Source organism: Brevibacterium sp. H602 (genome assembly GCF_051172395.1).
In the GTDB taxonomy this organism is placed as follows: domain Bacteria; phylum Actinomycetota; class Actinomycetes; order Actinomycetales; family Brevibacteriaceae; genus Brevibacterium.
This window is the reverse complement of record NZ_JBPIZD010000003.1, coordinates 142,875-156,482: the sequence shown is the minus strand read 5'-3', so window position 1 is coordinate 156,482 and position 13,608 is coordinate 142,875. Positions and strand designations below refer to the sequence as shown.

Annotated in this window: 11 protein-coding genes; 4 read left to right on the top strand and 7 right to left on the bottom strand. The window is 63.8% G+C overall.

Annotation, left to right across the window (positions count from 1 at the left end):
* The first annotated feature begins 17 nt into the window (after positions 1–17).
* On the top strand, positions 18–440 hold the full coding sequence (locus ACSBQT_RS03865; protein ID WP_101546164.1) for an organic hydroperoxide resistance protein: 423 nt from the start codon (positions 18–20) through the stop codon (positions 438–440).
* Between the two features lie 264 nt (positions 441–704).
* Here the strand turns inward: ACSBQT_RS03865 and ACSBQT_RS03860 are convergent, their stop codons facing one another.
* The gene (locus tag ACSBQT_RS03860; protein ID WP_435000923.1) at positions 705–1,910 is read right to left on the bottom strand and encodes an NAD(P)-dependent malic enzyme; all 1,206 of its coding nucleotides are present in this window, start codon (positions 1,908–1,910) and stop codon (positions 705–707) included.
* An 802-nt stretch (positions 1,911–2,712) separates the two neighbouring features.
* Here ACSBQT_RS03860 and ACSBQT_RS03855 point away from each other — a divergent pair.
* Positions 2,713–5,241: an HNH endonuclease signature motif containing protein gene (locus ACSBQT_RS03855; protein ID WP_435000921.1), complete on the top strand. Its 2,529-nt coding sequence runs from the start codon at positions 2,713–2,715 to the stop codon at positions 5,239–5,241.
* Positions 5,242–5,453: 212 nt separating this feature from the next.
* Here ACSBQT_RS03855 and ACSBQT_RS03850 read toward each other — a convergent pair whose 3' ends face one another.
* The 3 genes from ACSBQT_RS03850 to ACSBQT_RS03840 form a co-directional block, all read right to left on the bottom strand.
* Positions 5,454–6,785: an MFS transporter gene (locus tag ACSBQT_RS03850; RefSeq protein ID WP_435000920.1), complete on the bottom strand. Its 1,332-nt coding sequence runs from the start codon at positions 6,783–6,785 to the stop codon at positions 5,454–5,456.
* Between the two features lie 158 nt (positions 6,786–6,943).
* The gene (locus ACSBQT_RS03845; RefSeq protein ID WP_410709846.1) at positions 6,944–7,792 is read right to left on the bottom strand and encodes a CoA-transferase subunit beta; all 849 of its coding nucleotides are present in this window, start codon (positions 7,790–7,792) and stop codon (positions 6,944–6,946) included.
* On the bottom strand, positions 7,789–8,703 hold the full coding sequence (locus ACSBQT_RS03840; RefSeq protein ID WP_181271956.1) for a CoA transferase subunit A: 915 nt from the start codon (positions 8,701–8,703) through the stop codon (positions 7,789–7,791). Before ACSBQT_RS03840 ends, ACSBQT_RS03845 begins: the two co-directional genes overlap by 4 nt.
* A 158-nt stretch (positions 8,704–8,861) precedes the next feature.
* Between ACSBQT_RS03840 and ACSBQT_RS03835 the strand changes: the two genes are divergently transcribed.
* Together ACSBQT_RS03835 and ACSBQT_RS03830 are read left to right on the top strand one after the other, a co-directional pair.
* Complete coding sequence (locus tag ACSBQT_RS03835) at positions 8,862–9,761, top strand: LysR substrate-binding domain-containing protein (RefSeq protein ID WP_139469873.1); 900 nt, start codon at positions 8,862–8,864, stop codon at positions 9,759–9,761.
* A 63-nt stretch (positions 9,762–9,824) separates the two neighbouring features.
* The gene (locus ACSBQT_RS03830; protein ID WP_139469872.1) at positions 9,825–10,478 is read left to right on the top strand and encodes a histidine phosphatase family protein; all 654 of its coding nucleotides are present in this window, start codon (positions 9,825–9,827) and stop codon (positions 10,476–10,478) included.
* A gap of 60 nt (positions 10,479–10,538) precedes the next feature.
* On the opposite strand, the gene ACSBQT_RS03825 is transcribed toward ACSBQT_RS03830, so the two are convergent.
* The 3 genes from ACSBQT_RS03825 to arsB are packed head-to-tail and all read right to left on the bottom strand — an operon-like array spanning position 10,539 to position 13,535.
* A complete protein-coding gene (locus ACSBQT_RS03825; RefSeq protein WP_435000918.1) occupies positions 10,539–11,966 on the bottom strand; it encodes an NAD(P)-binding domain-containing protein in 1,428 nt (475 codons plus the stop codon).
* Positions 11,959–12,441: an arsenate reductase ArsC gene (locus ACSBQT_RS03820; protein ID WP_410709844.1), complete on the bottom strand. Its 483-nt coding sequence runs from the start codon at positions 12,439–12,441 to the stop codon at positions 11,959–11,961. Before ACSBQT_RS03820 ends, ACSBQT_RS03825 begins: the two co-directional genes overlap by 8 nt.
* Positions 12,438–13,535: an ACR3 family arsenite efflux transporter gene (gene arsB / locus ACSBQT_RS03815; protein WP_410709843.1), complete on the bottom strand. Its 1,098-nt coding sequence runs from the start codon at positions 13,533–13,535 to the stop codon at positions 12,438–12,440. Before arsB ends, ACSBQT_RS03820 begins: the two co-directional genes overlap by 4 nt.
* Positions 13,536–13,608 lie beyond the last annotated feature (73 nt).

The following is a 13,608-nucleotide window of genomic DNA, read 5'->3' as shown; positions in this document are numbered from 1 at the left end:
CAACGGAAGGAAACATCATGAGGGCTCTCTACACAGCAGAGGCACTGGCCACAGGCGAAGGCCGCGACGGCCACGGACGCACGAGCGACGGAAAGGTCGATGTCGATCTCGCGACTCCGACCGAGATGGGCGGCAGCGGCAACGGCACGAATCCCGAACAGCTCTTCGCCGTCGGCTACGCGGCCTGCTATCACTCAGCGCTGCGCCTCGTGGCCGGTCAGGCCAAGGCGAACGTCGACGATTCCACGGTCGGCTCACGCGTGAGCATCGGCAAGGACAATGAGGGCGGGTTCCAGCTCGCCGTCGAACTCGAGGTCACGCTCCCGCACCTCGAGAAGGCTGAGGCCCAGGCGCTGGCCGACAAGGCCCACAAGGTCTGCCCATACTCGAACGCCACCCGCGGGAACATCGACGTCACCATCACCGTCACCGACGACTGAGCGGCAACGCGGCCGCCGGTGTCGGTCGGCAGCCCTCCGACGGCCGACCGACGACGGCGCGCCGGCGCGGGCCACGACCTCCGGCCGCAACAACAGCTGAGGGGCGGGTGAAGATCTCTCTTCACCCGCCCCTCAGTACCGTTCGGATTCAGCAGCCGGCCCGCAGGCCCTGCCCCACCCAAACCCCAGCTGACGTCAGCGGACACCAGCTGACATCAGCGGAGACCAGCGGACGCATGCGACTATCAGCGCGACGCTCTCAGCTCAGCGCTTGGCCATGGCTTCCAGCGCGGACTTCTCGACCGCCTCGGCGACGGCCGGAGCGACACGGGAATCGAGCGCACCGGGCACGATGTAGCCGGGCTCGAGGTCATCGCCGACGAGATCGGCGATCGCACGAGCGGCGACGAGCTTCATATCGTCGGTGATCTCATTGGCATCGGCGTCGAGCGCACCGCGGAAGATTCCGGGGAACGCGAGGACGTTGTTGATCTGGTTCGGGAAGTCGCTGCGCCCGGTGGCCACAACGGTGGCGTACTTGGCAGCGACGTCGGGGGCCACCTCGGGGTTGGGGTTCGACAGGGCGAAGATGATCGCGTCGTCGGCCATGTTCTCCAGATGCGCCTCGTCGATGGTGCCGCCGGAGACGCCGATGAAGGCATCGGCACCGTCGAGGGCTTCGCCGATCCCGCCGGAGATTCCGCGCGGATTCGTCGACTCGGCGAGGAACTGCTTCGTCTCGGTCAGATCTGAGCGACCGGACTCGACGACGCCCTTGGAATCGAGGACGACGATGTCGTTGACACCAGCGTCGGCGAGGATCTTCACCACGGCCACACCGGCAGCTCCGGCACCGGAGACGACGACGCGGACGGACTCGAAGGACTTCTTCACCACGCGCAGAGCATTCGTCAGCGCGGCGAGGACGACGACGGCGGTGCCGTGCTGGTCATCGTGCATGACGGGAATGTCGAGGGCTTCCTTGACCCGATCCTCGATCTCGAAGCAGCGCGGAGCGGAGATGTCCTCGAGGTTGATCGCTCCGAAGGTCGGGGCCATGCGGACGATGGTTTCGACGATCTCGTCCGTGTCATTGGTGTCGAGTACGATCGGAATCGCATTCAGCCCGGAGAAGGACTTGAACAGGGCGCACTTGCCCTCCATCACCGGCAGCGAGGCGGCCGGACCGATGTCACCGAGTCCGAGCACAGCCGACCCGTCAGAGATGACCGCGACGAGTCGGCCGGTCCACGTGTGCGTGCGCGCCAGCTGCGGTTCGTCCTTGATCGCGGTGCAGACCTTGGCCACGCCCGGGGTGTACGCGATCGAGAGGTCGCGCTGGGTCTGCAGCGGTGAGGTGAGCTCGGCGGAGAGCTTGCCGCCTTCGTGTGCCTCGAAGATCTCGGCGTCGGTGATCGGGCCCTTCGAGCCCTGGTCGGAGGCGGCTGAGTTGTGGGCGGTGGTCGTCATGGTTGATCCTCGTGGTTGATACGGCGGCGGTTGGTGAGCCTGCTGGGCTCGTGAGTTCTCGGTCGAGCGAGCACTCCGTTCGATGATCGGATCATCGGTGCAGCCGGCAGTGATCGTCTGGCCGTCGGCCGGCGCGGACACGGTCGACCCTGAGCGCAGGCGATGGTCTGGGCGAAGAACTGGTCACCAGTGAAGGATGGCGCGGTGACGTCGACGCGGCCCGCGACATGACCCTAGGTGAAGGGCGACGCGGTTGCGCGCAGTGCGGATACGGCTCGCATGAGGCGAGTACCGACCTCATGGGTCGCATCCGACAACTCGATCATCATAACCGATGATGTGACCCGTTTCACCCGGCAATCCGGCCCCTACCGAGGCTGTCCCGCCGTTCCGGTGGCATGTTCTCCAGACCTTTGGACTCAAGGCTGGAACGTCGTCGTTGTGGTCGCCGAGGAGGCACGCCCCCGATGGCCGACTCATTCTGCAGCCGCGACGGGTCAGTACCGAGGAGGCGTATTCTCCCCCGAAATTGCAGCAGACCTTCACCGCAATCCCCACCCAGGAACCGCACTCATCCAGAAACCGTGCCTGACCTGCATGGATGAAATCCAACACTCTCATGTCAGTGCCGGATGCAAAGATAATGGGGTAATCAGAACCTCTTCGATCTCTCATCGACAAATATTCGAATCTTTTCTTTGTTTTCTATTGTGAATGTCCGTTTGAACGCTTAACATAGAGTTAACAGCTTTTCCAATCAGCACCACTCCCGACGACGAAGTCCGAGGCAGGTGAAAACGCAATGAAGGGCACCACCAACCGTTCGACTCCCGCGCAAGCAGACGAGCCGGGTGTGGCACAGCCGTCGCCCCGATTCTCCATCCGCTTCGAATCAAGCATGTCTCGCTTTGCCGAGAACGCGGTCGCTTCCGACCGTGCCCATTTCTCCCTCCTCGAGTCAGTCTCCTCAGTTGTGTTGGAACAGGTCTTCATCGCCCTCGAACTACCCGTGCCCGAACGTTCCGAACCGTTTCGCTGCGAAACGATCTCCGCATCCTTCGAACGCCGCGCCAAAGAGTCCGAAGAGAACACCGTCTTCGGCGTTGCGGAGAAGTCGGAGTCCTCACCCAAGGGCGCGTCGTCAACCAAGGGCGCGTCTTCGTCCAACGGCGCGTCGTCGCCCACTGACGACACGACCAGCACCGGCGGCTCCCCTTCCGCGACAGTTGTGCTCTATGACGCCGACTTCGCCCGCGAACAGTTGCGCAAGGCGACTGAGCCCGAAACGAAGGCGCTGCCCGAGTTCCCCGAGCTCGATGAGGGCATCTGCTTCTCGAAATGGGTCTATGACAATGTCGACGCTGAGGACCTCGTCGAGATCTCGACGGTGCTGGGGACCAACACTGCCCGTACCTACCGTCAGCTCACCGGCGCGATGACGATCTTCTATGGCCTGCCGCGCTTCGCCGACCGGGTCCGCGCCGGAGAGTTCACCCAAGCCCATGTCGAAGTGGTCGCCCGCCAGTGTGCCGACGTCGCTTTCGCCTTCCTTCCGAAACTCGATATCTTCCTGGCAGCCCGGCGCACCGATATCACCTGCGAGACCCTGCGCCGGGATCTGGCGAAGATGGTCGCCCTGCTCGTTCCGCCGGTCGACAACACCGAACTCGCCACCAAGCGTCGCCGCGTCGATGTCGAAGGCTACAAGGACGGCTCGGCCTGCCTGACCGTCAGCGGGCCTTCAGCGGAGATCTTCGCCTGCTACAACCGAATCCAGGGCATGGCGCTGGCCGTGCATGGAAAGAACAAGTCGGCGTTCAATCTGCCTGTGGGCGTTGAGATCAGCGATGACCGCTCCATCTCTCAGCTCGAGTACGATCTGTTCATCCGGCCTGTCCCGGAACTCAAGGTCAAAGTCATTTCGGTCGACCCGATCACGGGAATCCAAACAGCCAAAGACACATCGCTGCTCGACGCCGACGGCGAGCTCATTCCGGATATGAACTCCGACGACGCTGTCGCCGACTTTGCGAAGCATGTTGCTTCGGGCTCAGCCGACGACGCAATGGAGTCGTCCGACGGGTGTTCAGCCGGCGGCGACGGGGTGTCGTCCGACGCCTGCTCTGCTGCCGACCAGTCATTCGGTTCGGCGTTTTCCCCCGACGGCGAGGACGCTGATGGACCCGTTGGGTATTTCGTCAAGCTGCGCATGCCCACCAATTCGTGGTGGCTGTCGCATCAGGCCGCCACCGTGGTGGCCGTTCCCTTCCTCACCCTCACCGAAGATTCGGACCTGCCCGGCACCTTTGCCGATGGCTCGCCTGTACCCGCCGAGGTGGCCCGCACTATCGCCGGCCGCTCGAAGAGCATCCAACGGATCCTCACCGACCCCGGCACCGGCACTCCTGTCGACGCCAAAGCGACGACTTACCAAGTCCCCAGGGATCTTCGGAAGACCCTGGTCGAGCAGTGGACGGTGTGCACCGTTCCCGGCTGCTCTCGTCGGGCCGAGAAGTCGGAGATCGACCACGTCGTTCCGTTCTTCCACCTGAATCCGCTCAAGGGCGGTCTCACCCGGTTCGGAAACCTGCATCCTCTGTGCAAGAAACACCATGCGTTGAAGACCGCCGGTCGCCTTCGGGTCACTATGCCGAAATCCGGTGAGCTCGACTACGAGTTCAAGCACGGGATCACGACTACTGTGTCGGCGCCCGGCCAGCCGATCAATGTGGCCCAAGCGCTCGAATTCGATGCATTGGGACGACTGGGTCTCAAACGGTGGAAACTGCCCTGGTCGATGGTCCCGCCAACGCCAAGGGTGCTCGAACTCATGCCCGGTGAGTCGACGATCCGCCAGCGCGACTCAGAGAAGCGCCGGCGCGACGAGGAGAGGCGTCAGCGAGAGGAACGCGAAGCCCGACAGCGGCGACTGTCGGAGGCGTATCGGGAGCAGCAGGCAGAAAACAGGCGGCTGCGGCTTGAACGTTGCCTCAATTGGGAGAAGTCTGCCCACCAGCTCAGTCTTCCCGCCGGCACCGACCCAGCTGCAATGAAGCAGCTGACTGGGAACGCCAAGTATGCAAAGGCAGTTAACTGGTCGCGTCTCGCGGGTCTCGCCATCGACGACATCACCGTCGACCCGAACGGGCTCGACAAACCCAGCGCTCGTACCAGCACCGGCTCGAGCATCAGCGACTCGGAGGTCAAGGCGCAGTCTGAGGACGCTTCCGACTCCAAAGACGCTGGAGCCGACGATCCCTGGGACCACCGCTTCGTCTTCAAGACGGTGAACTGGGAACACGACCTCGAAGTCGATCCCCCACCGTTCTGATGACGCCCCACGGAGCCTGTGGCATCGCTCTCAACGCAGAGCTGCAGCGACAGCACTGGTGGCAGAGTGCCTCCGCGCCACAACAACTGACCGCAATCCGGCAGTAGGGCCGTCGCCTACCCCAGCGGGCTGGTCGTAGTCCACCTCACCGGGGCGGCCGTCGCGTATCGCAGGGTCCCGGCCCTCGCCCGCCGCGGGGTCCCAGCCCTTGCCTATTGCTGCGGTCGCAATTCGTCCACTGCGTCGACTTCAGTCGTGAGGTCGCGACCACGGGTCTCGGGCGCGAAGAGCGCACCGAGCAGGCCGCAGCCGGCGAACAGAATGAGAACGATCGCAACGGGCCACCATGAGTCGGTGATCACGGCGACGAGCGAGGCCGCGATCACCGGCGCCAGACCGCCGGAGACGACCGATCCGACCTCTTTGATAGTGGTCATGAACGTATACCGATGCTTCGATCCGAACAGTTCGACCAACCAGCTCGACTCGACACCGTAGAGATTCGGCAGAGGCCCGCCGACGAAGACCGCAAAGACGGCCGCGATGATGATCGGGTTGCCCGTGTCGATGAGGATCATGGCCGGAATCGCGAAGAGGATCTGGAATAGAGTGAACCCCAAGAACACGGGTCGGCGACCCAGCTTGTCACTGAGCTTGCCGAAGTACGGCACAGTCGCGAATCCGATGACGGTGCCGATCATGATGCCGGTGGTGACGATGGAGGAGTCGATTCCCGTCGTGGTGACCACCCACCCGACCATGAAGCCTTTGACGAGGTAGACTGCGGAGTTCTCTCCCATTCGGATGCCCAAGGCGAGCAGGAACGACTTCGTCGACCGACGCGCTTCGACGAGGATGCTCGGCTGATCGCTCTTGTCCGCGGCCACCTCGGCGCGGCGCTCCTTCGCCTCTTCGAACACCGGGGACTCCCTGACCTTCGTACGAATTGCCAGAGCCACGAAAGTGGTGACGATGCTGAGCAGGAAGGGCACCCGCCAGCCCCAACTGAGGAAAGCCTCGTCCGGCAGCAGGGTGAGCAGCGTCCACAGAACAGTGGCCAGGAAGATTCCGCTGTTGGTCCCCATCGCCACGATCGCCCCGAAGAGCCCACGGCGACGCACAGGCGACGATTCGACCAAGAGCACCGAAGCTCCGGCCAATTCGGCTCCGGCTCCGAACCCCTGCACGAGCCGGAGTACGACGAGCAGCATAGGCGCCCAGATGCCTATCTGCGCATAAGTCGGCAGAAGACCGATGCCCATGGTGGCAATGCCCATCATCGACAGAGTGACGATGAGGACGATCCGACGTCCGTGCTTGTCACCGACCCGTCCGAAGACGTATCCACCGATCGGCCGGACTACGAAACCGGACCCGTAGACGCCGAGACTGGAGATCAGCGCCACCGCAGGAGTCTCATTGGGGAAGAAGAGCGGTCCGAAGACCAGAGCCGAGGCGAGCGTATACAAGGTGAAGTCCATGTACTCGAGCGAACTGCCGAGCCACGACGACCACGCGGCACGGCGCAGTTCGGGCCGAGTCACATTCGGATCAGGAGGGGAGGTAACCTGTGCGTTTGTCTTCATTGACATGATTTCAACTTTCTTCGATTCGAATTCTCGCTTGCTCAGCAGGGAGCCGCAGTGGGCGACTGTCGCCTACAGCTGGCCGCGGACATCGGTCAGTGGGTGAGGGCTCCGGTTCAGCGCAGGTAGATCCGGGTGGGATCGAGCGTCTCTCGCAGCAGTGCCAGCTCATCCGGAGTCGGCGGCTGCGTCGTCTTGAGGTCGGTCGATACCTGGAGGTTCCATCCGGTCTGCCGCACCGCCTCGGCGGGGTCGACACCGGGGTGAACGGCTGTCAGAGTGAGCTCCTCATCCCGAGCGAAGCGCGTCATGATGCCCAGGTCGGTGATCACGTGGGTCACGCCGGAACCAGCCGGCATTGAACCGACCGCAGCCTCAGCGGCCTTCTTCGGCCCCGGGGAGGTGACGAAGTCCAAGGATTCGACGAAGGTACGCGGGGTGTGCCTGCGCATGACGAGGAAGATCTCGGCCGCGCCCGCCATGGCCTCGATGGCTCCTCCTGAGCCCGGAAGTCGGCTGTCTGGGTGCTCCCAGTCCTCGCCGATGAGGGTGGAGTTCAGGTTCCCGAACTTGTCGACCTGCGCGGCACCGAGGAAGCCGACATCGATTCGCTGGCCTTGCAGAACATAGTTGAACAGGTGCGTCATCGGCATCACCGAGGCAGCTCCCGGGACGAGGATCGAGTCCGAAATGCTGCGCGGCATGGCCGGCGGCCTGGCTCCGGTGACTCCCGACTCGTAGACGATCTCGATGTCCGGTGCGACGGTGTGCTGGGCCAGAGAGACGGCCAGTGTGGGCAGGCCGTGCCCGGCGAAGACCACGTTGCGTCCGGCCAGCGCCCGCGCCGAATGGACGGTGAGAAGTTCGCTGCTGGTGACCACGTCGCCAGCGACCTCGCTGCTTGTGGTCTCGCTGAGCTCGTCGCGGGACCGGGTCTCAGTGGTGTCGTGAGCACTCAATGTCATGCTCGCCCTCCATAGTTCACAGGCGTCGAATATGCGTCGTGGATGGCCATCCGCTCAAAATGTTCCGATCCGAGGGTGGCAAGGAACTCATCGTGGTCACTCGTGCCGCGGATATTGGTCTCGAGCCAGTCCTGGACCGCCGCCGCGTCGCGGGCGAGCGCGGACCACTGTCTCGAGAATTCGTCGTCGCGGTCGTAATAGCCCTGGACCGAATGAGGATGCGAGCCGCGTGGCACGGCGACGACGGCATCGACGACATGCGCGGGAACGATTGTGCGGTTCGGGTCGGAGCGGACGACAGCCTCGTCGACGATCTCCTCAACTGTGACGATGAGTCGGTGACTGGCGAATGCGGCCTCGGTTTGAATCCCGAGCATCCCCCATGCCTGCACGTTTCCATGCATGTCCGCACGTTGGGCGTGGATGATCGTGAGGTCGGGATTGAGTGCGGGGACGACGTGGATGTCCGGTCCACCGTAGGGATCGGGAACGGACTTGATCCGCGGATTCTTCGCCGCTAGGTCGCTGCCCCGGTAGGAGGCGATGGGCTGGAACGGAAGCTTCGAGGCACCGGCCTGATAGCGGGCGACCATTCCGCCGTGACTGTATTCGTCGAACCACAGCGGTTCCGGGTCCGACTTCTCAATGCGCCGCCGAAGCTCGTGAAGGGAACCGGCCGAACTGTTGGCGATGAACGAGGAGATGAGACCTTTCAGGCAGTTCGCTCCGAGCAGCTGGTCGACAATGACGTCGCAGGACATGCGCGCAAGGACCAGATCAGTGAAGCCCTGCCGGATGATCTCGTGCGCGGCAGCGACCGGCACGATGTGGCCGAAGCCCTCCAGGGCGACTGTATCCCCGTTGCGCAGATAGGTGCTGATCGCCTGGGGAAGACTCATCGTCTTGTCCATCGCGTTCCTCCTCGAACCTCGGATGACTGTGACCTGGGTAATCCTTTCAAAATCATTGATACCAGTCCAATACTTATAATGGAGACGATTAATGCAGTCACTGCACGAATATCGCCCGATCCTCACTGGGCGGCCGCCTTCACGATTGAGACACCGATATGGACACAAAGCACATCCGCGCATTCCTCGTCCTCGCCGAGGAACTTCACTTCGGCAGAGCCGCCGAACGACTGCATATGACCCAACCTCCCCTCAGCCGACTCATCCGGGGCCTGGAGTCCGACATGTCGGCACAGCTGTTCGAACGCAGCACTCGGTCCGTGCGCCTGACTCCGGCAGGACAGGCGCTCGTCGAACCTGCGCGCGACATCCTCATGAGTCATCGCCTCGCCGACTCCGCAGTGCAGGCAGCAGGGAAAGGCGAGGTCGGACATCTGCGCCTGGGATTCACCGGCATCGCGACCCACAAACTCATCGGACGGCTGCTCAAACTGGTCCGCGGGACTCATCCGGGAATCCACCTCAGTCTGCAGAGCGCCTCCTTCGGGATGCCGGCCATCGACAGCGTCGCCGACGGCTCAGTGGACCTCGTCTTCGGCTATTGGCCATTCGTGCCACAGTCGGTCGATACTCGCATCGTCGCCCAGGAGTCGCTTGTCGTCGCCATGCACAGAGAGCATGCCTTAGCAGGCCGCGAGTCGGTGTCGATGAGCGAGCTCGCGGGAGAGGAGTTCATCACGGTGCCGCCGAATCCGGGGTCGACGACGATCGAACGGCTCTACGAGCTGTCGCAGGCCGCAGGTTTCAACCCCACCGTCATCCAGGTGGCTCCGGACACGTGGACGATACTCTCGCTCGTCGGTGCGGAGATCGGCTGTTCAGTCACAGTGGCGTCGGTGCCGAAGAACGCCTCCTTCCCCAATATCGCCTTCGTCCCCCTCGAAGACCCGAAGGGGCCGTTCCCGCTGCTCATGGCATGGCGCAGAGATGACGTCAGTCCTGCCCTCGCTGAGGTGCTTCGACTGGCCGAGCAGCTGTTCCCCACCGATGTCCCGTAGACTCACATCAGTAAACGATCACTCGAAAAGCAGCGTGGGCTTCACGACGAGGATGTGTGATTCATGAGTGTGCTCTATCTGGTTCGGCACGGGCAGGCGTCGTTCGGCACGGATGACTATGACAGGCTGTCCGATCTCGGCAAAGAGCAGAGCCGCATCACCGGTCGCTTCCTCGCCTCACAAGGACTCGAACCCGATCGCATCATCCACGGTGAGATGCTGCGGCAGCGCCAGACCGCAGAAGGCCTCCTCGCAGGACTCGGCCTCGATATGGACGCCCACGTCGACGATGGCTGGAACGAATACGCCGCATGGGAGCTCACCGGCGTGCTCACGGATCTCGATCCGCGCGCTCAGCACGATTCGAAGATCTTCCAGGGCGAACTCGAGCGCGGTGCCGCCCGGTGGGCCTCGGGTGAGCACGATGAGGACTACACGGAGACCTACAACCAGTTCACGTCACGCGTCGATCGAGCCCTCGACGAGGCGACCGGTGCGATGAGCTCGGGACAGTCGACGATCGTCGTCTCAAGCGCCGGCGCCATCGCGTGGACCGCGGCCCGACTGATCGGCGGCGGCTTCGATCAGTGGATGGCCTTCAACCGAGTGACCATCAACACCGGCATCACGAAGATCATCACCGGCCGAGGCGGAACCAGCCTCATCTCGTTCAACGACCACGGCCACCAGGATCCGAAGAACGCCACCTACCGCTGAGGCGGCGAGGGCCGAACCGGCGAGTCAGTCCGCCGTGGCGACGTAAGCCGAGCCCGCGAGTCAGTCGTTCCCGGTCTCTCCTGATCGCCCGTGTTCTGTCCCCGTGGGGATCCCGATCACTACCGGTTCCGCAGGTCCGCAGCATCCGCCTGCGTCCGGTGCGCCTGCCGCGGGCAAGTCGACAGAACCAGGCTTGCCGGTCGGCGCGTCACACGAAGATCCAATGTCGGTCGAACACACGCCGGTCTCCGGCAGGACGAGCTCGACTCGGTCCGCAGCTTCCAGGTCCCCCGCGATCGCTGCGACGACGGAACGGACCTGCTCGTAACCGGTGTACATGAGGAACGTCGGGGCGCGCCCGTAGGACTTCATGCCCACGATGTAGAAATTTGGCTCCGGATGCCCCAACACCCTGGCACCATGCGGAGGGACCGTTCCGCAGCTGTGATACTCGGGATCGATGAGCGGCCCCAACTGCTGCGGAGCTTCGACAACCGGGTCAAGGTCCAACCGGATCTCGCGCAGGAATCCCAGGTCCGGACGGAAGCCAGTGGCGGGAACGACCCGATCGGCGTGGAGCGTCACCGACTCACCGCCGGTCTCGGAAGCCACGGTGCCACCACCGTCGGCGGCGAACCCGGTGATCGTCGTGGAGGCATACACATCGATGGCTCCGTCTTCGACAAGACGGCGGAGCCGCGCGCCCAGGGCTCCGCGAGCCGGCAGACCGTCCTGGTCCTCCCCACCGTAGACGGATGCCGGGTCTGCGCGCCTGAGCACCCAGCCGATTCGCGTGCCCGGCACTTCCGCACGCAGCTCCGCCAGTGCCAAGAGCGTGTTCGCCGCCGAATGCCCTCCACCGACGACAAGAGTCCGCCTCCCGGCGAAATGCTCACGGTCACGGCCGGTCACATCGGGCAGAGGCGAGGTGACGAACCCGCTGCGACGGGCCTCGACTTCGCCGGGCGCTGCGAGCCCGGACTGCCCGATCGGGTTCGGGCTCTCCCATGTCCCCGAGGCGTCGATGACCGCCCTGACCTTGAAGTCCGTCGTAGTTCCATCGGAGTTCTGAGTGCGAACAAGAAAGGGAGTCGATTCACGCTGCGCGGTGCCGGTCCGGTCCATTCCGACTCGGCTCACTGCCACAACCCGGGTATCGGTGAGGATGGCGTCCCGGAGTTCATCTGTCTCGGCCAGCGGAATGAGATAGTCCCGGATGAGTTCGTCCCCTGTGGGCAGGTGCTCGCCGTCGGGTTCCTGCCAACCGGTCGGTGCCAGCAGGCTGCGGGCCGCAACGTCGATGTTGTACTTCCACGGTGAGAACAACCCGATATGACCCCACTCGGCCACTGCCGCCGCGACGGACGATCCCACTTCGAGGACGAGCGGTCGGATTCCACGTCGGACCAGCTGGGCCGCGGCCGCGAGGCCGACGGGACCGGAACCGATCACGGCGACCGGCAGATCTGCGAGCGCGATATCAGTCATTGGGAGCCGCCTCGGCGATGGGGTTCGACGTGGTCGTCGACTGTGTGGATTTCGTCCCTGCGTCGGGGGCGAGATCGACGATGAGGGCTTCGACTCGGGTCCGGATCTCATCACGGATTCGGCGCACCGATTCCAGGCCCTGACCTGCGGGATCGTCGAGAACCCAGTCTTCGTATCGTTTGCCGGGGAAGATCCGGCACGCATCGCCGCAGCCCATCGTGATCACGACGTCCGAGGTGCGCACGGTATCTGCGTCGAGCAGAGTGGGGCTGTTGCGGGTGATGTCGATGCCGAGCTCCCGCATGGCGTCGATGGCGACGGGGTTGATCGTCTCGGCCGGTGCGCTGCCGGCGGACCGCACTTCGATTGATCCCCCGGCCAGTTCGCGGAGGAATCCGGCCGCCATCTGGGACCTGCCGGCATTGTGCACACAGACGAAGAGGACACTCGGCTTTGGCGTTGGTGTGGGACTCATGCTCGATTCGCTCCTTGAACAGAAGTTGAGGGGAAGAAACGGGGTCGTGCCCAGAGCGCGACGTAGACGAGGGCGACGAGGATGGGCACCTCGATGAGCGGGCCGACGACTCCGGCGAGCGCCTGCCCCGAGGCGACGCCGTACGTCCCGATCGCCACTGCGATGGCGAGTTCGAAGTTGTTGCCGGCAGCGGTGAATGCCAGGGTCGTCGTCTTCTCATAGCCCAGGTTCAAGGCTTTGCCGATGACCATCCCGACAGCGAAGACGACGACGAAGTAGACGAGCAGAGGCAAGGCGATGCGGGCGACATTGCCCGGGTGCGACGTGATCTCGTCACCTTGGAAGGCGAAGAGCACGACGATGGTGAACAGCAGTCCGTACAGCGCCCACGGCCCGACCTTCGGGAGGAAGCGATCTTCATACCACTGACGCCCCTTCGCCTTCTCCCCCACCGTGCGTGTGAGGAAGCCGGCGAGAAGCGGGATTCCGAGGAAGACGAGGACGCTGAGGGTGATCGCCCAGAAGGAGAACTCGCTGCTCGTCGTCGGCAGCCCCAGCAGATTCGGCAGCCACTGCAGATAGAACCAGCCGAGGAGACCGAACGCGAGAACCTGGAACACGGAGTTGATGGCCACGAGCACGACGGCGGCCTCGCGGTCGCCACACGCCAGGTCATTCCAGATGAGGACCATGGCGATGCACCTGGCCAGCCCGACGATGATCAGTCCGGTGCGGTATTCGGGCAGGTCGGGCAGGAAGAGCCAGGCGAGCGCGAACATGAACGCCGGAGCTGCCAACCAGTTGATGACCAAGGAGGTGACCATGAGCTTCTTGTCGGCCAGCACGTGCCCGGTCTCGTTGTACCGGACCTTGGCGAGCACCGGAAACATCATCACCAGGAGGCCGATGGCGATCGGCAGGGAGACGTCGGCGACCTTGACCGAGTCCAGAGCCTCGTCGAGACCGGGCACGAGCCTGCCCAACACCAGGCCCAGGGCCATGGCACCGATGATCCACAGCGGCAGGAATCGGTCCAGCGTCGACATCTTCGCCGCCACCGGTGATTCAGCGTTGGCAGTCTCCGTGGAATGCATGGTCTCCCTTGAGGTCCGAGTCGGTTCTGCGCCGCGCTGACATGCCGGCGCATTGAAGTTCATCGATACGATG

What these genes read in the sequence shown, in the direction of transcription:
- ACSBQT_RS03865 (WP_101546164.1), top strand. Translation starts at nt 18, where the DNA reads ATGAGGGCTCTCTACACAGCAGAGGCACTGGCCACAGGCGAAGGCCGC.
- ACSBQT_RS03860 (WP_435000923.1), bottom strand. Translation starts at nt 1,910, where the DNA reads ATGACGACCACCGCCCACAACTCAGCCGCCTCCGACCAGGGCTCGAAG.
- ACSBQT_RS03855 (WP_435000921.1), top strand. Translation starts at nt 2,713, where the DNA reads ATGAAGGGCACCACCAACCGTTCGACTCCCGCGCAAGCAGACGAGCCG.
- ACSBQT_RS03845 (WP_410709846.1), bottom strand. Translation starts at nt 7,792, where the DNA reads ATGACATTGAGTGCTCACGACACCACTGAGACCCGGTCCCGCGACGAG.
- ACSBQT_RS03840 (WP_181271956.1), bottom strand. Translation starts at nt 8,703, where the DNA reads ATGGACAAGACGATGAGTCTTCCCCAGGCGATCAGCACCTATCTGCGC.
- ACSBQT_RS03835 (WP_139469873.1), top strand. Translation starts at nt 8,862, where the DNA reads ATGGACACAAAGCACATCCGCGCATTCCTCGTCCTCGCCGAGGAACTT.
- ACSBQT_RS03830 (WP_139469872.1), top strand. Translation starts at nt 9,825, where the DNA reads ATGAGTGTGCTCTATCTGGTTCGGCACGGGCAGGCGTCGTTCGGCACG.
- ACSBQT_RS03825 (WP_435000918.1), bottom strand. Translation starts at nt 11,966, where the DNA reads ATGACTGATATCGCGCTCGCAGATCTGCCGGTCGCCGTGATCGGTTCC.
- ACSBQT_RS03820 (WP_410709844.1), bottom strand. Translation starts at nt 12,441, where the DNA reads ATGAGTCCCACACCAACGCCAAAGCCGAGTGTCCTCTTCGTCTGTGTG.
- arsB (WP_410709843.1), bottom strand. Translation starts at nt 13,535, where the DNA reads ATGCATTCCACGGAGACTGCCAACGCTGAATCACCGGTGGCGGCGAAG.